This is a genomic window from Chitinimonas sp. (assembly GCF_036568685.1).
Taxonomy (GTDB): domain Bacteria; phylum Pseudomonadota; class Gammaproteobacteria; order Burkholderiales; family Chitinimonadaceae; genus Chitinimonas.
The window spans coordinates 19,094-36,405 of the sequence record NZ_DATCSC010000113.1 but is presented as its reverse complement, the minus strand read 5'-3'; the positions used below and the strand labels follow the sequence as shown (position 1 = coordinate 36,405).

The window sequence follows — 17,312 nt, the reverse complement described above, 5'->3', positions numbered from 1 at the left end:
CGATATCTAGCAAGTTTGAAGGATGAGTCCCGGCGTGGGATCTACGGAGCGAACTGACTGTTCAAGGGCGCAAACGGCGTCCGGGACTCGATGACGGAGCGCTACTCCGTCAGGTGTGACAATACAAGGGCGCAATCCCCGGAGGGCATTGCGCCGTATTTTCCTTCGACTTTGTCACCAAGGCTGGTGACTATCGCGTGTCCTTGCTCAGCTCGAAGAACTGTTCATGCTTACGGTTGTTGCCGTAGTAGAAGCGCTCAGGTGGTGCGGGGCAGCAGGCAGTCGGGTCTTCGACGGTGAGGGTACGGGTGATGGGGACGTAGCGCATGGTGCCCTGCTTGCCACAGAAGCGCAGGGCTAGCTGTTCAGGGTCGTACTGGATCTTGGGGTTCTTCTGCGGGCCAGGGTTGCAGACTTCCAACTTGCGGCTGTTGATCAGCTTGTCCGCTTTGAATACGCGGATGGTGGCGGGGGCGTACTGGTCGTCGACGCTTTTCCAGCCGAACACACCCTCAATATGGACTTCGTGAATGCCAGGGCTGACGGTGCTGGCCACCCAGCAGGCATTGGTGGCGCTATAGGCCAAGTGGTCGATCTTGGCGTCGCTGTCGGCCCGCTTGGCATCCAGAAAAGGCAGCGCCACCGTCTGGCCGTCCTGGCTCTCCAGGTAATAGCGGTAGTCGCGCGACTTGATCGACTCTCGGTTGCCTTCCGGGGTAAAGGCCAGTTCGATGTGCTCGGTCTGCTGCAGCATCAGCCGGGCGGGTGGCGCATCGCCCACGGCGCGGATGGTCAAGGGTGGGGGCATGCGATCGGGTATGCCGGAGGCACAGCCGCTCAGTGCGGCGGTACAGGTCAGCAGTGCCAGCGTGCGCACGGCGTGGTCGCGGTTCAGGAGCATAAGGAATGGGATCGCTTATTCGAGGGGCCCTGCCGCCAAGCAGCAAGCGCTCGCCACCCTATACGCGATCCATGCGACCGTACACGCCCGGCGTGGGGGAAAATTCACGACCAGCATGACCGCGCTCCACGCGGGTGTTAGATCCGCACCAGTATCCCGGCGCTACCCGTCTCTCGCTCCAGCCAGCCCAGGTAGTGCATGGCCTGCTCACGGTTGCTGCCGCACATCTCTACTTCCGGCTGCAAGCCACCGCACACGGCTGGGCGACGTGGGTCGCCAAAGAGTTTGCAGCGCAGGTCTTCGTCGAGCTGTATGCAGGGTACGCCGGCCGGCTTGCCGTTAGGCATGCCGGGGATGGGGCTGGAAATGGAGGGGGCGGTGCAGCAGGCGGCACAGCCGGGGCGACAGGTGAGGCTCATGGTGCTGGGGCCGCATGGTAAGGCGGCAGATCTGGCAAATCCTTGATTCTACAGTAAATCAGTCTCTTCTCAGGCATCAGGCAGCCCGGCCTGCCTCTCGGCATGCGAGGCATCGAAATAGACCACCTGATTGCGGCCTGCGTGCTTGGCCTGGTAGAGCGCCCGGTCGGCCAGCTTCATCAGTGCCTCGATATCCATTTCTTCCGGTTGGCAGTGCGCGCTGCCTATGCTCACGGTCACATAGAGCGGTGCTCCACTGGGCAGCAGGATGGGCTCGGCTGCCAGGGCTGTGCGCAGGCGTTCGGCCACCTGGTGCAGCCGGGCGTCGTCGTTTTCCAGCAGCAGGATGGCGAACTCCTCCCCACCTACGCGACCGAACACGTCGGTCTCGCGCAGTTCGTTGCGCAGCCGGTCGGTAAAGGCGCGTAGCACCAGGTCGCCAGCGTCGTGGCCGTAGCTGTCGTTGACCTGCTTGAAGTGGTCGATATCGAGCAGCAGGAGGCACAGCCGGTGCTGGTAGCGGCGCGCCCGGTACCACTCCTGTTCGGCCCGCTCCAGAAAGTAGCCGCGGTTGGCAATGCCGGTCAGGGTGTCCACCGTGGCCTTGCGCCACAAGGTCTCCTGGGTGGCCTTGCGCTCGCTGATGTCCTGCAGGCTCAGGAAGTAGGCCGGCTGCTCCTGGTATTCGATCGGCGAGCCGGACATCTCCACCCAGAAGCTCTGCCCGTCGCGGCGGATAAAGCGCAGTTCGTAGGCGGTGATCGCCTGCCGCTCGGTCAGCTGCTCGCGTACCTCGGCGTGCTGTTCGGGTCGCAGGTAGAGGCTGGGCAGCCATAGCCCGCTCAGGGTGCCCGGTGCCTTGCCGCACAGGAGTTCGGCAGCCTGGTTGGCGTGCAGTATGGTGTCGTCGCTGGCGCGCAGCAGCAGCAAGGGCCGTGAGATGGTCTCCAGCGCGCGCAGGATATGGCCGTCGCGTTCGGCCATGCGGCTGGTGCTGAGCTGCACTGCCAACGCCAACTGCGCCTCACGCCAGCCGCGCCAGGCCATGGCTACCCCAAACAGCATCAAGAGCAGGTAGGCAGTCGCATAGGCACCGGCCTTGAGCCGCCAGTCAGCCAGGTAGCTGTTTTCCGGCAAGCCGACCATCACCAGGAAGGGGAAGTTCTCCAGCCGTCGGAAGCTGACACCGCGCTCGACCTGATCATAGGGCGAGACGAACACGGTATAGCCACTGCTGCGGCCGTTCACCCACTCGTCGATCAGTTTGGCATTGTTGATCGGCTTGCCTATCCCTCCCTCCACTTCCGGGTAGCGGCCCACCAGGATCAGGTTGATATCCAGCAGCGCAAAGGCGCCCCGCTCGGGGGCTTGCAGCTGGCGGGCCAGCTGGTTGAAGTACTCCAGCGTCACCGTTGCCAGCACCGCGCCGCCTAGCTTGCCGTCGGGGCCGGGTATGCGGCGCGCCACCACAAAGCCCATGTCCTGGCTGCCGGGCAGGCTCACCGGTTTGGAGAAGGCCAACTCGAGGCCAGGGTTGTCACTGAGCTGCAGCCAGAGCTGGCGCTGCGCCGGGTTGGCCGGCAGCAGCCGGTCGGTATTGAGCGCCAGCTGCCCGTCGGCCGAGAGGTAGGACATCTCGTCGATCTGCGGCAGGGTGGACAGTTTCTCGTCCAGCAGATTACGCAGCAGCCGCTGCTCATTGGCCGGCAGCTTGCCCAACCGGGCCAGTAGCTGCGGGTCGACCTTGCCTGCCAGGTCGCGCAGCACCAGATCGGTTTCACGGAAGGCGCCGTCCAGCTGCTCCTTGAGCAGGGCGGAGAGGTTTTGCGCCGCCAGCCGCGAGGCATTGCGGGCATCAAGATGAGACTGGTGCAGCTCCCAAGCGATCAACGCCGCCACCACCAGCCCCGCCAGTCCTAGCCACGACAACAGCTTGCGGCGGGCTGCGACGAAGGCCGGAATGTCTTGCCGCAGCGGTCTCGTCGAGGTGAGGCGGAGGGAGAAACCGGGCATGGCCTTCGTCACGCGTTGGGTTGCCACCAGTATAGGGGGCGAAATCCCCCCGCCGCGCTGCCGGTGGGTCAGCGTTCCTGCAGCCAGCGTGCGGCTTGCGGCGCAAAGTAGGTCAGCACGCCATCGGCGCCGGCACGCTTCATGGCGGTCAGGGCCTCCATCGCCACGGCCCGCTCGTCCAGCCAGCCATTCTGGGCCGCCGCCTTGATCATCGCGTATTCCCCGGAGACCTGGTAGACATAGGTCGGTACCTGGAATTCATCTTTCACCCGGCGGACGATGTCCAGATAGGGCAAGCCGGGCTTGACCATGACCATGTCGGCGCCTTCCTGCAGGTCCAGCGCCACCTCATGCAGCGCCTCGTTGGAATTGGCCGGGTCCATCTGGTAATTGTACTTGTTGCCCTTGCCCAGATTGCCGGCCGAACCCACCGCGTCACGGAAGGGGCCGTAATAGCTGGAGGCGTACTTGGCCGAGTAGGCCATGATGCGGGTATGGATATGCCCGGCAGCGTCCAGCGCCTGACGGATGCCGCCGATGCGGCCGTCCATCATGTCGCTGGGGGCCACCACGTCGGCACCGGCTTCGGCATGGCAGAGCGCCTGCTTGACCAGCACCGCCACCGTCTCGTCGTTCATCACATAGCCGCTGGCGTCGATCAGCCCGTCCTGGCCGTGGCTGGTGTAAGGGTCGAGCGCGCCGTCGGTGATGATGCCCAGCTCAGGGAAGCGCGACTTCAGCGCCCGCACCACGGTCGGCACCAGGCCCTCGGGGTCGTAGGCGGCTTCGCCACCCTCGGTCTTGGGGCTCTGGATCACCGGGAACAGCGCCAAGGCCGGGATACCCAGCGCCAAGGCCTCCTCGGCGCGCGGCAATAGGCTCTCCAGGCTCATGCGTACCACACCGGGCATCGAACCCACCGCGTCCTCGCGCTTGCCCTGCCCTTCCAGCACAAACACCGGCCAGATCAGGTCATTGCTGCTCAGCACGTTCTCGCGCATCAGGCGGCGGGAGAATTCGTCGCGGCGCATGCGGCGGGGACGGTAGCTGGGGAATTGACGGTTGGCGTGCATGCGGGAAGTCCTTGTCTTGCGGGGATGGGGGTGAGCTTGCGGCCACCCAGCCCTCCTGCGCTACCGCAGCGAAGGGTTCAGGGAGCCGGGGCCTGCCAGACCATATCGAGGTGCTCTATATCATCTTCAAGATAGATGTCGCTGATGGCCCGAAAGCCCAGCGATTCATAGAAGCCCTGCAGATAGGCCTGACCGCCTATGGTGTTCGGTTGACCGGGGTAGCAGCGCATATGTTCCGCCAACCCCTCGAGCATCAGCGCTTTGCCGCTGCCCGTGCCGCGGGCCGTGGCGGCGGTCACCACCCGGCCCAGCGAGGGCGTGGGGTATTTGTAGCCGGCCGGCACCAGGCGCAGATAGGCCACCAGTTCGCCAGCGGCATTGCGGCCCAAGAGGTGGCGGCTCTCCGGGTCGATATGATCGAGATCCGGAAAGGGACACTGCTGCTCGATGATAAAGACCGCCTGCCGCAGCACACCCACTTCATGCCACTCGGCGGCGGTCAGTTCATCCAGCGTGGCCCAGCGCCAGCTCAGCATCAGGCGTCGCCCAGTCGTGCCCGTGCCCGGGCGATGGCCAAGCGCACCTGGCGCGGCGCGGTGCCGCCCACATGGTCGCGGCTGGCCAAGGAGCCTTCCGGTGTCAGCACGTCGAACACATCGTTGCCGATCAGCGGCGAGAAGGTGCCGAGCTCGACCAGGCTCAGCTCGGCCAGGTCCTTGCGCTGCTCGCCGGCATAGCGCACCGCCAGTGCTACGGCCTCGTGCGCATCGCGGAAGGGCAGGCCCTTCTTGACCAGGTAGTCGGCCAGGTCGGTGGCAGTGGCATAGCCTTGCTTCACCGCCCGGCGCATGGCTTCGGGCTTCACCACCACGCCGCGCATCATGTCAGCGACGATGCGCAAGGTGGCCGCGAGCGTGTCCACGGTGTCGAACAAGGGCTCCTTGTCTTCCTGGTTGTCCTTGTTGTAGGCCAGTGGCTGGCCCTTCATCAGGGTCAGCAGCGACATCAGGTGGCCGTTCACCCGGCCGGTCTTGCCGCGTACCAGCTCGGGCACGTCCGGGTTCTTCTTCTGCGGCATGATGGACGAGCCGGTGCAATAGCGGTCGGCCATGTCGATAAAGCCGAAGCGCGGGTTCATCCACAGCACCAGCTCTTCCGACAGGCGCGACAGATGCGTCATCACCAGCGCGGCGGCGGCGGTGAATTCGATTGCAAAGTCGCGGTCGCTCACGGCGTCCAGCGAGTTGTAGCAGACCTCGTCAAAGCCCAGCTGACGGGCCACGAACTCGCGATCGATGGGGTAGCTGGTGCCGGCCAGGGCAGCCGAGCCCAGCGGCAGGCGGTTCACACGGCGGCGCACGTCGGTCAGCCGTTCCACGTCGCGGGCCAGCATTTCCACATAGGCCATCAGGTGGTGGCCAAAGGTGATGGGCTGGGCCACCTGCAGGTGGGTAAAGCCCGGCATCACCGTCTCGGCATGCTTGTCGGCCAGTTCCAGCAGCGCGCGCTGCAGATCCTGCGCCAGCAGTACCAGGCCGTCGATCTCGTGGCGCAGCCAAAGGCGGATATCGGTGGCCACCTGGTCATTGCGGCTGCGACCGGTATGCAGGCGCTTGCCGGCGTCGCCGATCAGGTCGGTCAGGCGCTTCTCGATATTCATATGGACATCTTCGAGGTCCAGCGACCATTCGAAGCTGCCATCGCGAATCTTGCTCAGGATGGTGCTCATGCCATCGGTGATGGCGGTCAGGTCGGCAGCCGACAGCACGCCCACCTTTTGGAGCATCTGGGCGTGCGCGAGCGAACCCTGAATGTCGAATTCGGCCAGGCGTTTGTCGAAAAACACCGAGGCGGTGTAGCGTTTGACGAGTTCGGCGACCGGTTCGGAGAAGCGGCCCGACCAGGCCTTAGGCGTAGCGTCTTGCATGAACGCAGGTTCCAAGTTTGGTGCGATGGCGCGATTATAGGGCAATCGGTACTTTTGCCGCAGTGCGACAAAGACTTGCAGAAGTCAGCGGGGATTCATGCTAGCTGGCTATAATGCGCCGATTCGCGTGGCCCAGGCCGCGCTGCACCAGAGTGGAACATGGCCAAGGACTATAAAAATTCCGGCAGGAAACCCGCCGCCAGCGGCAAGCGCAGCGGTGGCAGCAGTGGGGGCGGCTCGGTATTTGCCGGCCTGATCATCGGTCTTTGCCTGGGCGTCGCCATCGCGGTGGCGGCCGCGCTCTATCTGAACAAGACACCCAATCCCTTCGGCAGCAAGGCACCCGCCAACCCGGCGCCGCAGCCTGCCGCACCGTCTACCGCCCGTCCGCCCGAGGTCATGGCGCCCAGCGGCGGCAGCAAGCAAGCCCCGGTCGAGGCCGTGCCACCGGCCCCGCATGGCAAGCCTGCCGCCAATGCGCCGGCGCAGGCGCAGCCCCAGCAGGGCGACCGCTTCGACTTCTATCGCATGCTGCCTGAGCTCGGCGGGGAACCGAAAGCCGGTACGACTGCCAAACCGGCCGATGTCACACCGCCGACCACGGTGCAGCCCGCCAAGGGCAGCTACCTGCAGGTCGGCGCGTTCCAGACCGAGAAAGATGCCGACAACCTCAAGGCCAAGCTGGCATTGCTGGGCATGGAAGCGACCATCCAGACCAGCGAAGTGACCGGCAAGGGTCTCCTGCACCGGGTGCGGGTCGGCCCGCTGGCCAGCGCGGACGATATCGACCGTGTCCGCGCCCAGCTCAAGGTCAATGGCATCGATTCGGCGCTGGTGAAGCAATAAGCGCCATAACCACACGACAATACACCAGGAGCTTTGCATGCGGATCGCCAAGTTGTTCGCCCGCCTTCTCGCCACCGGCCTCGCCCTGGCTGCCCTCAGCAGCCACGCCGAGGTCCGCCCGGGCGTTGATTTCGACTACCTGCCGACGGTCATGCCGACCGATTCCCCCGGCAAGATCGAGGTGATCGAATTCTTCTGGTACGGCTGCCCGCACTGTTACCACCTGGAACCCAAGGTCGAAGCCTGGGAAGCCACCCTGCCCAAGGACGTGGTGTTCCGCCGCGAACACGTGATGTGGGATGGCCGCTCCGACATGCAAGGCCACGCCAAGGTCTTCGTCGCCCTCAAGGCGCTGGGCCAGGTCAACGCCCTGACCCCCAAGGTCTTCAACGCCATCCAGAAGGACGGCATCGAACTGCGTGACGAGAAGACCCTGTTCGACTGGGTGGCCAAGCAAGGTGTCAACCGTGCCCAGTTCGAAGCCGCCTACAAGTCCTTCGGCGCCCAGAGCGGGCTCAACCGCGCCGGCCAGCTGACCCGCGACTACCGTATCGATGGCGTGCCCAACTTCATCGTCAACGGCAAGTACAAGACCTCGCCGAGCAAGACCGGCGACGAAGCCAAGCTGTTCCAGGTGATCAACGAGCTGATCGCCAAGGAACGCGCCGCTGCCCCGGCTGCCAAGCCCGCAGCCGCCCCGGCCGCCGCTGCCAAGCCGGCCAAGAAGTAAGCCCGCTGCAGTTGGACCCAAAGAAAAAGCGCCCCACGGGGCGCTTTTTTTATGTTCAGGCTTCAGCCCTTGGACTGCCTTGCCAGGAGCAGGTATCCCGCCACTGCCGAGAGGACCGAGCCGGCCAGGATGCCCAGCCGGCTGGTGATCATCAGCTGTGGCTCGGCGGTCTCGAAGGCCAGGCCGGAGATAAACAGGCTCATCGTAAAGCCGATGCCGCACAGCACCGCCGCGCCATAGATCTCGCGCCAGCCCACGCGCTCCGGCAACCGGCCCAGACCGGACTTCACCGCCAGCCAGGCAAAGGCCAGCACACCCAGCTGCTTGCCCAGAAAGAGGCCCAGCGCAATGCCCAAGGGGGCCGGCTCCAACAGGCTGGCAGGGCTCAGGCCGGCCAAGGGCACGCCGGCATTGAAGAAGGCGAACACCGGCAGCACCAGAAAGGCCACCGAGCTGTGCATGCCCTCCTCCAGCGCCCGCAGTGGCGATTCACCATGCCTGTTCTGCGCCCGCAAGGGCATGAAGAAGGCTGCCGTCACGCCGGCCAGGGTGGCATGCACGCCCGACTTCAGCACTGCCACCCACAGCACCAGCCCCACCGCCAAGTAGAGCAGCCAGTTGGTCACGCCACGGCGGTTCAACAGCCACAAGCCCGCCAGGCACAGCGCGGCCAGGCCTAAGGCCGGTAGGCTGATGCCGTGCGAGTAGAACAGCGCAATGATCAGCACCGCGCCCAGGTCGTCGATGATGGCGAGCGACACCAGGAAGACCTTGAGCCCTGCCGGCACCCGGTTGCCCAGCAGCGTCAGCACGCCCAGCGCAAAGGCAATGTCGGTGGCGGCCGGGATGGCCCAGCCCTTGATCGCCACCGGGTCCTGCCAGGCGCAGGCCACATAGATCAGCGCCGGCAGCAGCATGCCGCCGATGGCCGCAATGGCCGGCAACATGGCCCGCCGCCGCTCGGCCAGCTCGCCCTCCAGGAGCTCGCGCTTGAGCTCCAGCCCCACCAGGTAGAAGAACACCGCCATCAGCCCATCGTTCACCCACAGGAGCAGCGGCTTATCGATCGCGAAGCTGCCCAGGCGCACACTGGTCGGCAGCGCCAACAACTGGGCATAGTCCGCCGCCCAGGGCCCGTTGGCCGCCAACAGGGCCGCCAAGGTGGCCAACATCAGCACAATGCCGCCGGCCGATTCGTGGTGGATGAACTTCTGGATGCTGCTCAGCAAAGGCATTCCTCCTCAGGCTGTATAAACAGGCACGCTGTTGGTGCCGTGTGGCGCGATCAGTCTTTCGCCGACGCGATCGTCTTTTTCTGGATGAACTCGATCTTGTAGCCGTCCGGGTCCTCGACGAAGGCAATCACGGTTGTGCCGTGCTTCATCGGGCCCGCCTCGCGCGTCACCTTGCCGCCGCGGGCACGCACCGCATCGCAGGTTGCGTAGGCGTCGTCCACTTCGAGGGCGATATGACCATAGCCGTTACCCAGCTCGTACGCCTCGGTATCCCAGTTATGGGTCAGCTCAATCACGGCCCCGTCGGCCTCGTCCTGAAAGCCCACAAACGCAAGCGTGAAGCGGCCTTCCGGGTAGTCGTGACGGCGCAACAGGCGCATGCCCAGTACCTCGGTGTAGAAAGAAATTGCGCGATCAAGGTTGCCTACACGCAACATGGTGTGCAAAATACGCATCCAGGGACTCCAATGAAGGGGGAACAAGGGTGTTAGTTTAACCGCACCGCACGATGTTCCCCACGATTTGCAACGAAGCTCTTGACGCCGGAAAGCAAGTCGCTATAATGCGCGGCTCCTCAGGGGTCGTTAGCTCAGTTGGTAGAGCAGCGGACTTTTAATCCGTTGGTCGCAGGTTCGAGTCCCGCACGACCCACCACGGGGAACCGAGTAGTACATCGGGGCGTTAGCTCAGTTGGTAGAGCAGCGGACTCTTAATCCGTAGGTCCACAGTTCGAATCTGTGACGCCCCACCAAAATCCAGAAAAAGCCGTAGCGTAATCGCTGCGGCTTTTTTGCTTTTCTGCGCCCGACCAGCCTACAGTAGGCCACCCTATCCTTTGTGGCCTGCCATGCCCCCCGTCCGTACGCTGTGGCTATCGCTTGCCGTCTTGCTCGCCACCCCTGTCCTGGCCGATTGGGAGGGCCTGCTCGATCTGCGCGCCGTCTCGGCCCGCGCCAGTCCGAGCTGGCTTGAGGCCGGCATGGGCAAGCAGCGCTGGGACGATCGCCATGATGGTCTGCGGCTTGGTCAGGCGGTGCTGGTTGGCCGCACCGAGCTCTTCGACGAGCTCAGCGGCGCGGTGGTCATCGACGCCGCCGACAACCGCCGCCATGGCATAGACCTGAGCGAGGCCTGGCTGGCTTACAAGCCCATGCCCAGCGGTCCCTGGCGCAGCCGCTTCAAGCTTGGCGCCTTCTTCCCGGCGCTCAGCCTGGAGCACGACGGTCCGGGCTGGACCACCACCCGCACCCTCTCTGCCTCGGCCATCAATAGCTGGTTGGGCGAGGAATTCCGCACCCTGGGGTTGGAATACAGCCTGTCCCGCCCCGGCATCTTCGTCGGCTCGCCGCACGACTTCGGTCTCACCGTGGCCCTCTTCAAGGCCAATGACCCGGCCGGCACCCTCCTGGCCTGGCGCGGTTGGGCCATGGGCGACCGGATCACCGGCCTGAGCGAAACCCTGCCACTACCGCCCCTGCCTATCTATGAATCGCTGCGGCAGGATGCCAGGCTCGACAACTTCCGCGAAATGGATGGCCGCTACGGCTACTACGCGGGGCTGCAATACGGCTACGCCGGCCGGCTCAATCTGAGCGCCCTGCACTATGACAACCGTGCCGATCCAACGGTGGTCCAGGGCGGCCAGTGGGCCTGGCGGACCCGTTTTGACCATCTGGGGCTGCAGTACCGGCCGGATGCCGACTGGGAGCTGCTGGGCCAGGTCATGCGTGGCGATACCAACACCGGCCCGCGCCTGGTCTACCTCGACTTCCGCGCCTGGTATGCCCTGTTGGCGCGCAGACTGGGTGAGGACAGGCTGGCTGTCCGTTACGACCATTTCATGACCCGCCAGGATGACCGCCTGCCATTTGATAACAACGATGAAAACGGCCACGCCCTGACCCTGTCTTACAGCCATGCCCTGGCTCGCGATTGGCAACTCATGGCCGAATGGCTGCGCGTGTTCAGCCAGCGGCCGGCGCGCGCGCAACTGGGCCTGCCGGTGCGCGCCCGTGATGACAGCCTAAGCTTGGCGCTACGCTGGCACTTCTGAGGGCGGCCGGTTTTGGCACCGGGTGCATAAAAGCGACGCCCCGCCCGGCCTGATTCAGGCATCCGGGCCTCATGCTGCAAGGGTTGTAACACAACACGGTTTAAATGAGGTCGGTGGCGCCGTGCGCGAATCGCAACACTGCCGCCACTGTTCCGGCGGCTGCGCTTGAGCAGCCGGGCAAGCTGGGCGAAACTTTCTGACGGCCAGCCGGGAGATCACGCGGGCGACCGCGGCCGGCGCAGGTACCGTACTCATCTATCCAGGAGTCAGCGACGCATGCAGAAGCACATCCGCACCATGGAACCCTCCACCGACGCCACCCTGTCGGCCCTGATGAAGACCCCGGCTACCACCGAGCAGCAACACCTCAAGCAACGCCAACACAAACGCGAAGTACGCCGCCGGCTCGAAGATCTGCTCGAGTCCGCGAGCGCCCCCAAGGAGCTGTGGTAAAAACCTGCTCCGCAGAATGAGAAAGCCCGGCCTAGTGCCGGGCTTGTTTGTTTTACAGACCGTGATATTCGCGGTACCAGGCCACGAAGTGCGCCAGTCCCTCTGCCAGCGGTGTCGCCGGCGCATAGCCGGTCAGCTTGGTCAGCGCCGAGCTGTCGGCGCAGGTGGCCCTCACATCCCCGGCCTGCATGGGCAGCCATTCTTTGATCGCTTCCCGACCGGTCAGGCGCTCCAGGGTGGCGATCATCTCCAATAGCGGCACGCTCTGGTGGTTGCCGATATTGAGCACCCGCCAGGGGGGCGATCCTGCAACCGGCTCGGGCGGCAGCGGTAGCAGCCGGACGATGCCGGCCACCACGTCGGCGATATAGGTAAAGTCGCGTTGCAGCTGGCCGTGGTTGTAGATATGGATGGGCTCGCCCTTGAGCATGGCCTCGGTGAACAACCAGGGCGCCATGTCCGGCCGGCCCCAGGGGCCATAGACGGTAAAGAAGCGTAGTCCGCTGCAAGGCAGGCCGTAGAGGTGGGCATAGGCATGGGCCATCGCCTCGTTGGCTTTCTTGCTGGCAGCGTAGAGGCTCAGCGGATGGTCGGTGTCGGCATCCTCGTGGTAGGGCAGCGCCGTGCCATTGCCGTAGACGCTGGAGCTGCTGGCATACAGCAGGTGCTGCACCGGTGTCTGCCGGCAGGTTTCCAACAGGTTGGCAAAGCCCACCAGATTGGACTGCACATAGCGCTCAGGTGCCATCAGCGAATGCCGCACTCCAGCTTGCGCCGCCAGGTGCACTACCGCCTCGCAGCGCTCGTGGGCTTGCAAGGCCTGGAACCCTGCGCCATCGGCAATATCGAGCTGGCGAAAGTAAAAGCCTTCCCGTCGACGCAGGGTATCCAGCCGTGCCAGCTTCAGCGCCACCGGGTAGTAATCGTTCAGGTTGTCTATGCCCAGCACCGTGTGGCCAGCATCGAGCAAGGCATGCGCAGTATGCATGCCGATAAAGCCCGCCACCCCGGTGAGCAGCACCTTCATCGCGGCGTTGGCCCACCCTGCCGCCAGCGCTCGATCAGCTTGGCGTACTTCACAAAGGCAAAGAAGCTGCCAATGGCGATATGGGCAAAGCCTGCGGCGCCATCCAGAAAGCCCAGGCGGAACACGTAGTAGCGGATAAAGCGCACCAGTGGCGAGCCGATCAGCTTCAGGGCTCCCACCCGCTTACCGGCGGCATACAGCTTGTCGGCCTGGATATCGGTGTAGCGGTTCTGCTTTTGCAGGTAGTGGCCCAGCTCTTCGGCCGAATCGTGCAGCAGATCGCCGGCCAGGGTGCCGGTGGCGCCGTCAACCACCCGCACCGTCTCGTGCACCATGTCCTCGCTCCAGTTGGCGCGGCGGCGGTCAAATAGCCGCAGGCACCAGTCCGGGTAGGCCTCGCCATGCTTGAGGTAGCGGCCAAAGAAGCGATTGCGGCGGGCGAAGCGGTAGGCCGCCTTGTCTGGCGCGGCCAGTGCGGCGGCAATGCTCTGCGCCAGTTCCGGCGTCAAACGCTCGTCGGCATCCAGACACAGCACCCAGTCATGCCGGGCCAGGCTTACCGCCAGCCGCTTCTGCGGTCCAAAACCCAAAAAGGGCTGGTGCGTCACCCGCGCACCGTAGCGCTCAGCCAGCGCAACGGTATCGTCCTCACTGCCAGAATCGAGCACCACGATATCGTCCGCCAAGGCCCGCGCCGATTCCAGCGTCTGGGCCAGCTGGCTGGCGGCGTTGTGGGTAATCAGGACCAGGGAAAGGGCGGGCTTGTTCATGCCGCGATTGTAGCGGCGAAACCACGCTATCGGGCAGCAGGCTGTGGCGCCGTTGATGACACCGCATTTCGCGGCAAAGGCAATCCGAGGCGCGACGAGCGTTCCGGTTTCTTGGGCGCATCATCTAAGGGTTGTAACCCACGAAATCATCAACAAACACAAGCCCGGGCCCAGGCCCTAAAATACGGCATGCCGAAAATCCTGCTTATTCGCCTGTCCTCAATGGGCGACATCATCCACAACTTCCCCGCCCTGACCGAATTACGCCAACACTTCCCCGAGGCCGAAGTGCACTGGGTGGTGGAGGAGGCCTACCTAGGTCTGGCCGGGTTGCACCCCGGCATCGACAAGATCATCCCCTTCGCCCTGCGCCGCTGGCGCAAGCGGCTCTGGTCCAAGGACAATCGCGCCGAGATCCGCGCCTTCCGCGACACCATCCAGTCTGCCCACTACGACTTGGCGCTCGATTCGCAAGGCCTGATCAAGAGCGCCCTGGTCGGCAAGCTCAGCGGCGCGCCCTTGGCCGGCTACAGCCGTAAGACTGCGCGCGACCCGCTGTCGAGCTTCTTCTACGACCGCCCCATCGACGTGCCGCGGCTGCATGTGATCGAGCGCGCCCGCCAGCTTACCGGCCGGGCGCTGGGCTATGAGCCACAAGGCCTGCTCGACTACGGCATCGTGCCGCCGGCCGAGCGCCTGCCCTGGCAGCCGGCCGACCCCTACGTGGTCTGCCTGACCGCCACCGCCCGCGACGCCAAGCTGTGGGAGGAGGAGCGCTGGATCGCCCTCGGTCGCTGGCTCAATGCACAAGGCCTGCGACCGGTCTTCCCCTGGGGTAATGAAGCCGAGAAGGTCCGCTCCGAACGGCTTGCCGCCGCGCTCGACTTCGCCCTGGTGCCGCCACGCTTCAGCCTTGTGGAGGCGGCCCGCCTGCTGGCCGACGCCCGCCTCGCCATCGGCGTGGATACCGGCCTCATGCATATGGCGGCGGCGGTCGACATCCCCACCGTGGGCATCTTCTGCGATTCCACCTTTGAGCACGCCGGCGCCACCGCCCGCACCTTCTCGCGCAATATCGGCGGCCTGGCCCAGCAACCGCCGCTGGCCGATGTGCAGGCGCTGGTGACCGAGGCCCTGCAGCAGCCCGTCCGGGCGCAATGATGCGGCGCCTGCTCTACACCCTGGCCTGGTATCTGGCGCTGCCGCTGGCCTTTATCTATCTGTGGCGGCGTGGCGGCAAGCAACCGGCCTATCGCCAGCACTGGGCCGAGCGGCTGGGGCGCTACCTGCCGTCCCCGCAAGGCCCCGTGATCTGGCTGCATGCCGTCTCGGTCGGTGAGACCCGCGCCGCCGTGCCCCTGGTGCGCGCGCTGCAGGCCCGACACCCGGACCATGCCATCCTCCTGACCCAGATGACCCCCACTGGCCGCGACACCGCCCGCGAGCTGTTCGGCGACAAGGTCACCGTGGCCTACCTGCCCTATGACCTGCCCTTCGCGGTACGCCGTTTTCTGCGCCACTTCCGGCCCAAGTTCGGCGTGCTGATGGAGATGGAGATCTGGCCCAATCTCCTGCATGGCGCCGCCGAGGCCGGCGTGCCGCTCTACCTCGTCAACGCGCGCCTGTCCGAGAAGTCGCTACGCGGCTACCGCAAGGTCGGCGGTTTGATCCGCCCGGCCATGGCCACCCTCGCCGGCGTGCTGGCCCAGGGCGAGGCCGACGCCGCCCGCCTGCGCGAGATCGGTGCCGTTGCGCCTGAGGTGGCCGGCAATATCAAGTTCGATATGCAGCTCGACGAAGCCGTGCTGGCCCGCGGCCGGCACTGGCGCAGCCTGTTTGGCGATCGCCCGGTATGGGCGGCCGCCTGCACCCGCGAGGGCGAGGAGCCCTTGCTGTTGGCCGCACTGGCACGGGCGCAGCTGCCACCGGATGTCCTGCTGGTGCTGGTGCCCCGCCACCCGCAGCGTTTCGACGAAGTCGCCGCCCTGCTGGCGCAGACTGGCCTGCGCACCCTGCGGCGCAGCCAGTGGTCGGCAGAGGCGCCCTTGCCGGCGGAGGTACAGGTGCTGCTGGGCGATAGCCTCGGTGAGCTTGCCGCCTACTATGCGGCGGTAGAGCTGGCCTTTGTCGGCGGCAGCCTGGTGCCCTTGGGCAGCCACAGCGTGATCGAGCCCTGCGCCCAGGGTGTGCCGGTGTTGCTCGGGCCGTCCAGCTTCAATTTTGCCGACGCGGTGCGCGACACCGTCGCCCAGGGCGCGGCCCTGCAACTGCCGGATGCCGATGCCGTATTGGTGGAAGTGGGTCGTCTGCTGGCCCAGCCTGCGGCACGGCAAGCCATGGGTGAGGCCGGCCTGCGTTTTGTGGCCAGCCATCGGGGGGCCTTGCAGCGGGTCGTGGCCGCCCTGCCGTGAGGGGTGAGCAGGTTGCCAGGCGGCCTGCCGAAAGCCCCGCTAGTCCTTGCTGGCGGGGTTTCGAATCCGCTTTGCCACCAAGGCGTCCAGCGCTTCGCGCAGTGGCGAAGGCGGTAGTTGCTCGGCTGCAGCCTGGATGGTGGCCAGTGCCTTGGGGCTGATATTCAGGTTCTTGGGCGGCTTTATTTTCTCGTGGGTATGACGTTCGACTTGTATTCGGCAACGAATTGCATTAATTTTCAAGCCCTTATCATTCAGTTGCAGCACGAGACGTGCCTCCATCTGCCTGAGTTTGCTCGCCACCGCCGCGCTGCGGGTCGATACCGTCAGGCACTCCCCCTCAATCCCTACCGCCTCGCTGAGGCCGGCAAAGCCGGCCGGCAGGGCTGAGCGCCACAGCTTTTCCAGCTGGCGCTGCTCGGCCGCCTGCTTCGCCAGGCGTACCAGCTCGGGTGAGTGGAGGAAGCTTTGGAAGGGGCGCGTACTCATGGCTAGGCAGTCGGCTGCAACGAGGCTATATCAGTAGGCATGAATATCATTTTAGTCTCCAACCGCCTGTCACGGGCGGTGACGCTGGGTCCGCGCCACCTCTGGCTGGTCGGTATCTTCTGCGGCTTGGCCCTCCTGGGCCTGTTGACGCTCGCCAGCTGGGCCACCTACAACCTGACCCGGCCCTTTGGCATCTCGCTGCCGACTCTACCCGGAACCCCGGTGGCGCAACAGCGGCAGATCGACCTGCTGGCCGTGCGCCTGGGACAGATGCAGGCCCAGTTGGTGCGGCTCGACGGCCTCACCAAGCGGGTGGCCGACCGCACCGGCATTGACGCCAAGCCCTTCCAGAGCAATGTGGCGGCCCCGCAGGGCGGAGCCATCTCGTCCCTGCCGCAGCACACCCTGGCGCTGGCCGAGCTGCAGAAACTGGTCAGTGGTGCCAATGACAAGATCGAGGGCGCCATCGACCAGTACGACCTGTTCGACACCATCCTGAACCAGCGCAAGCTCAATGCCTTCCAGGCACCGGCCAATCTGCCCACCGCCGCCGGCGTGCGCTCCTCGCCTTACGGCTGGCGCATCGACCCATTCACCGGCCACCAGACCTTCCATGAAGGCATCGACTTCGTGGGCGACGTCGGCACCCCCATCTACGCCGCCGCCGGCGGCAAGGTGCTCAAATCGGAGTGGCATACCGAGTATGGTAATATGCTCGAGATTGACCATGGCAATGGCATCATCAGCCGCTACGCGCATACCTCGCAGCTGCTGGTGAAGGAAGGCGAGCAGGTCAAGGTGGGTCAGAAGGTGGCCTTGCTGGGCAGTACCGGGCGCTCTACGGGGCCCCATCTGCACTTCGAGATACGCTACAAAGGCGTGCCACAGAACCCGCTGTATTTCCTGCAGCTCGCCGCCAAGCCCACCACGGTCAACGTGGCTGCAGATTGAAGCTGGTTGCAATC

General features: G+C 65.1%; 18 protein-coding genes and 2 tRNA genes. 9 read left to right on the top strand and 11 right to left on the bottom strand.

The window, feature by feature from the left end; genetic code table 11:
- Positions 1-190: 190 nt before the first annotated feature.
- From VIM95_RS16005 to argH, 6 genes are all read right to left on the bottom strand, one after another.
- Complete coding sequence (locus VIM95_RS16005; RefSeq protein WP_331987680.1) at positions 191-901, bottom strand: hypothetical protein; 711 nt, start codon at positions 899-901, stop codon at positions 191-193.
- A gap of 137 nt (positions 902-1,038) precedes the next feature.
- Positions 1,039-1,320, bottom strand: a complete 282-nt coding sequence (locus VIM95_RS16000; protein ID WP_331987678.1) for a YkgJ family cysteine cluster protein — start codon at positions 1,318-1,320, stop codon at positions 1,039-1,041.
- A 69-nt stretch (positions 1,321-1,389) separates the two neighbouring features.
- A complete protein-coding gene (locus tag VIM95_RS15995; RefSeq protein ID WP_331987676.1) occupies positions 1,390-3,333 on the bottom strand; it encodes a diguanylate cyclase in 1,944 nt (647 codons plus the stop codon).
- Between the two features lie 68 nt (positions 3,334-3,401).
- Entirely contained in the window at positions 3,402-4,406 is a 1,005-nt protein-coding gene (hemB, locus tag VIM95_RS15990) for a porphobilinogen synthase (RefSeq protein WP_331987674.1), read from the bottom strand.
- Between the two features lie 77 nt (positions 4,407-4,483).
- On the bottom strand, positions 4,484-4,942 hold the full coding sequence (locus VIM95_RS15985; protein WP_331987672.1) for a GNAT family N-acetyltransferase: 459 nt from the start codon (positions 4,940-4,942) through the stop codon (positions 4,484-4,486).
- Positions 4,942-6,333 (bottom strand): argininosuccinate lyase, encoded by a 1,392-nt coding sequence (argH, locus tag VIM95_RS15980; RefSeq protein ID WP_331987670.1) that lies wholly within the window; start codon positions 6,331-6,333, stop codon positions 4,942-4,944. Before argH ends, VIM95_RS15985 begins: the two co-directional genes overlap by 1 nt.
- A gap of 159 nt (positions 6,334-6,492) precedes the next feature.
- On the opposite strand from argH, the gene VIM95_RS15975 reads away from it, so the two are divergent.
- Together VIM95_RS15975 and VIM95_RS15970 are read left to right on the top strand one after the other, a co-directional pair.
- Positions 6,493-7,179, top strand: a complete 687-nt coding sequence (locus VIM95_RS15975) for an SPOR domain-containing protein (RefSeq protein WP_331987668.1) — start codon at positions 6,493-6,495, stop codon at positions 7,177-7,179.
- Between the two features lie 37 nt (positions 7,180-7,216).
- Entirely contained in the window at positions 7,217-7,909 is a 693-nt protein-coding gene (locus VIM95_RS15970; protein WP_331987666.1) for a thiol:disulfide interchange protein DsbA/DsbL, read from the top strand.
- A gap of 62 nt (positions 7,910-7,971) precedes the next feature.
- Here VIM95_RS15970 and nhaA read toward each other — a convergent pair whose 3' ends face one another.
- A complete protein-coding gene (gene nhaA, locus VIM95_RS15965; RefSeq protein ID WP_331987663.1) occupies positions 7,972-9,144 on the bottom strand; it encodes a Na+/H+ antiporter NhaA in 1,173 nt (390 codons plus the stop codon).
- Positions 9,145-9,194: 50 nt separating this feature from the next.
- Positions 9,195-9,599 carry a lactoylglutathione lyase gene (gene gloA, locus VIM95_RS15960; protein ID WP_331987661.1) on the bottom strand — a complete coding sequence of 135 codons (405 nt, stop codon included), beginning with the start codon at positions 9,597-9,599 and terminating at the stop codon, positions 9,195-9,197.
- 123 nt (positions 9,600-9,722) lie between these two features.
- Between gloA and VIM95_RS15955 the strand changes: the two genes are divergently transcribed.
- The 4 genes from VIM95_RS15955 to VIM95_RS15940 all read left to right on the top strand — a co-directional run bounded on the left by VIM95_RS15955 (position 9,723) and on the right by VIM95_RS15940 (position 11,650).
- Positions 9,723-9,798, top strand: a tRNA-Lys gene (locus tag VIM95_RS15955).
- A 21-nt stretch (positions 9,799-9,819) separates the two neighbouring features.
- A tRNA-Lys gene (locus VIM95_RS15950) sits at positions 9,820-9,895 on the top strand.
- Between the two features lie 96 nt (positions 9,896-9,991).
- Positions 9,992-11,197, top strand: coding sequence for a hypothetical protein (locus tag VIM95_RS15945; RefSeq protein WP_331987659.1), 1,206 nt, complete (start codon positions 9,992-9,994; stop codon positions 11,195-11,197).
- 276 nt (positions 11,198-11,473) lie between these two features.
- Positions 11,474-11,650 carry a hypothetical protein gene (locus VIM95_RS15940; RefSeq protein ID WP_331987657.1) on the top strand — a complete coding sequence of 59 codons (177 nt, stop codon included), beginning with the start codon at positions 11,474-11,476 and terminating at the stop codon, positions 11,648-11,650.
- A gap of 52 nt (positions 11,651-11,702) precedes the next feature.
- Here the strand turns inward: VIM95_RS15940 and VIM95_RS15935 are convergent, their stop codons facing one another.
- Positions 11,703-12,677, bottom strand: coding sequence for an NAD-dependent epimerase/dehydratase family protein (locus VIM95_RS15935; protein ID WP_331987655.1), 975 nt, complete (start codon positions 12,675-12,677; stop codon positions 11,703-11,705).
- Entirely contained in the window at positions 12,674-13,447 is a 774-nt protein-coding gene (locus VIM95_RS15930) for a glycosyltransferase family 2 protein (protein ID WP_331987653.1), read from the bottom strand. Before VIM95_RS15930 ends, VIM95_RS15935 begins: the two co-directional genes overlap by 4 nt.
- A 189-nt stretch (positions 13,448-13,636) precedes the next feature.
- Here VIM95_RS15930 and waaC point away from each other — a divergent pair, with 189 nt between their 5' ends.
- Positions 13,637-14,608, top strand: a complete 972-nt coding sequence (gene waaC, locus VIM95_RS15925) for a lipopolysaccharide heptosyltransferase I (protein WP_331987651.1) — start codon at positions 13,637-13,639, stop codon at positions 14,606-14,608.
- Positions 14,605-15,858, top strand: coding sequence for a lipid IV(A) 3-deoxy-D-manno-octulosonic acid transferase (gene waaA / locus VIM95_RS15920; protein ID WP_331987649.1), 1,254 nt, complete (start codon positions 14,605-14,607; stop codon positions 15,856-15,858). Before waaC ends, waaA begins: the two co-directional genes overlap by 4 nt.
- A gap of 39 nt (positions 15,859-15,897) precedes the next feature.
- Here waaA and VIM95_RS15915 read toward each other — a convergent pair whose 3' ends face one another.
- On the bottom strand, positions 15,898-16,347 hold the full coding sequence (locus VIM95_RS15915) for a DciA family protein (protein ID WP_331987647.1): 450 nt from the start codon (positions 16,345-16,347) through the stop codon (positions 15,898-15,900).
- Positions 16,348-16,386: 39 nt separating this feature from the next.
- Here VIM95_RS15915 and VIM95_RS15910 point away from each other — a divergent pair, with 39 nt between their 5' ends.
- Positions 16,387-17,298, top strand: coding sequence for a M23 family metallopeptidase (locus tag VIM95_RS15910; protein ID WP_331987645.1), 912 nt, complete (start codon positions 16,387-16,389; stop codon positions 17,296-17,298).
- The last annotated feature ends 14 nt before the right edge of the window (positions 17,299-17,312 follow it).

What these genes read in the sequence shown, in the direction of transcription:
- VIM95_RS16005 (WP_331987680.1), bottom strand. Translation starts at nt 901, where the DNA reads ATGCTCCTGAACCGCGACCACGCCGTGCGCACGCTGGCACTGCTGACC.
- VIM95_RS16000 (WP_331987678.1), bottom strand. Translation starts at nt 1,320, where the DNA reads ATGAGCCTCACCTGTCGCCCCGGCTGTGCCGCCTGCTGCACCGCCCCC.
- VIM95_RS15995 (WP_331987676.1), bottom strand. Translation starts at nt 3,333, where the DNA reads ATGCCCGGTTTCTCCCTCCGCCTCACCTCGACGAGACCGCTGCGGCAA.
- hemB (WP_331987674.1), bottom strand. Translation starts at nt 4,406, where the DNA reads ATGCACGCCAACCGTCAATTCCCCAGCTACCGTCCCCGCCGCATGCGC.
- VIM95_RS15985 (WP_331987672.1), bottom strand. Translation starts at nt 4,942, where the DNA reads ATGCTGAGCTGGCGCTGGGCCACGCTGGATGAACTGACCGCCGCCGAG.
- argH (WP_331987670.1), bottom strand. Translation starts at nt 6,333, where the DNA reads ATGCAAGACGCTACGCCTAAGGCCTGGTCGGGCCGCTTCTCCGAACCG.
- VIM95_RS15975 (WP_331987668.1), top strand. Translation starts at nt 6,493, where the DNA reads ATGGCCAAGGACTATAAAAATTCCGGCAGGAAACCCGCCGCCAGCGGC.
- VIM95_RS15970 (WP_331987666.1), top strand. Translation starts at nt 7,217, where the DNA reads ATGCGGATCGCCAAGTTGTTCGCCCGCCTTCTCGCCACCGGCCTCGCC.
- nhaA (WP_331987663.1), bottom strand. Translation starts at nt 9,144, where the DNA reads ATGCCTTTGCTGAGCAGCATCCAGAAGTTCATCCACCACGAATCGGCC.
- gloA (WP_331987661.1), bottom strand. Translation starts at nt 9,599, where the DNA reads ATGCGTATTTTGCACACCATGTTGCGTGTAGGCAACCTTGATCGCGCA.
- VIM95_RS15945 (WP_331987659.1), top strand. Translation starts at nt 9,992, where the DNA reads ATGCCCCCCGTCCGTACGCTGTGGCTATCGCTTGCCGTCTTGCTCGCC.
- VIM95_RS15940 (WP_331987657.1), top strand. Translation starts at nt 11,474, where the DNA reads ATGCAGAAGCACATCCGCACCATGGAACCCTCCACCGACGCCACCCTG.
- VIM95_RS15935 (WP_331987655.1), bottom strand. Translation starts at nt 12,677, where the DNA reads ATGAAGGTGCTGCTCACCGGGGTGGCGGGCTTTATCGGCATGCATACT.
- VIM95_RS15930 (WP_331987653.1), bottom strand. Translation starts at nt 13,447, where the DNA reads ATGAACAAGCCCGCCCTTTCCCTGGTCCTGATTACCCACAACGCCGCC.
- waaC (WP_331987651.1), top strand. Translation starts at nt 13,637, where the DNA reads ATGCCGAAAATCCTGCTTATTCGCCTGTCCTCAATGGGCGACATCATC.
- waaA (WP_331987649.1), top strand. Translation starts at nt 14,605, where the DNA reads ATGATGCGGCGCCTGCTCTACACCCTGGCCTGGTATCTGGCGCTGCCG.
- VIM95_RS15915 (WP_331987647.1), bottom strand. Translation starts at nt 16,347, where the DNA reads ATGAGTACGCGCCCCTTCCAAAGCTTCCTCCACTCACCCGAGCTGGTA.
- VIM95_RS15910 (WP_331987645.1), top strand. Translation starts at nt 16,387, where the DNA reads ATGAATATCATTTTAGTCTCCAACCGCCTGTCACGGGCGGTGACGCTG.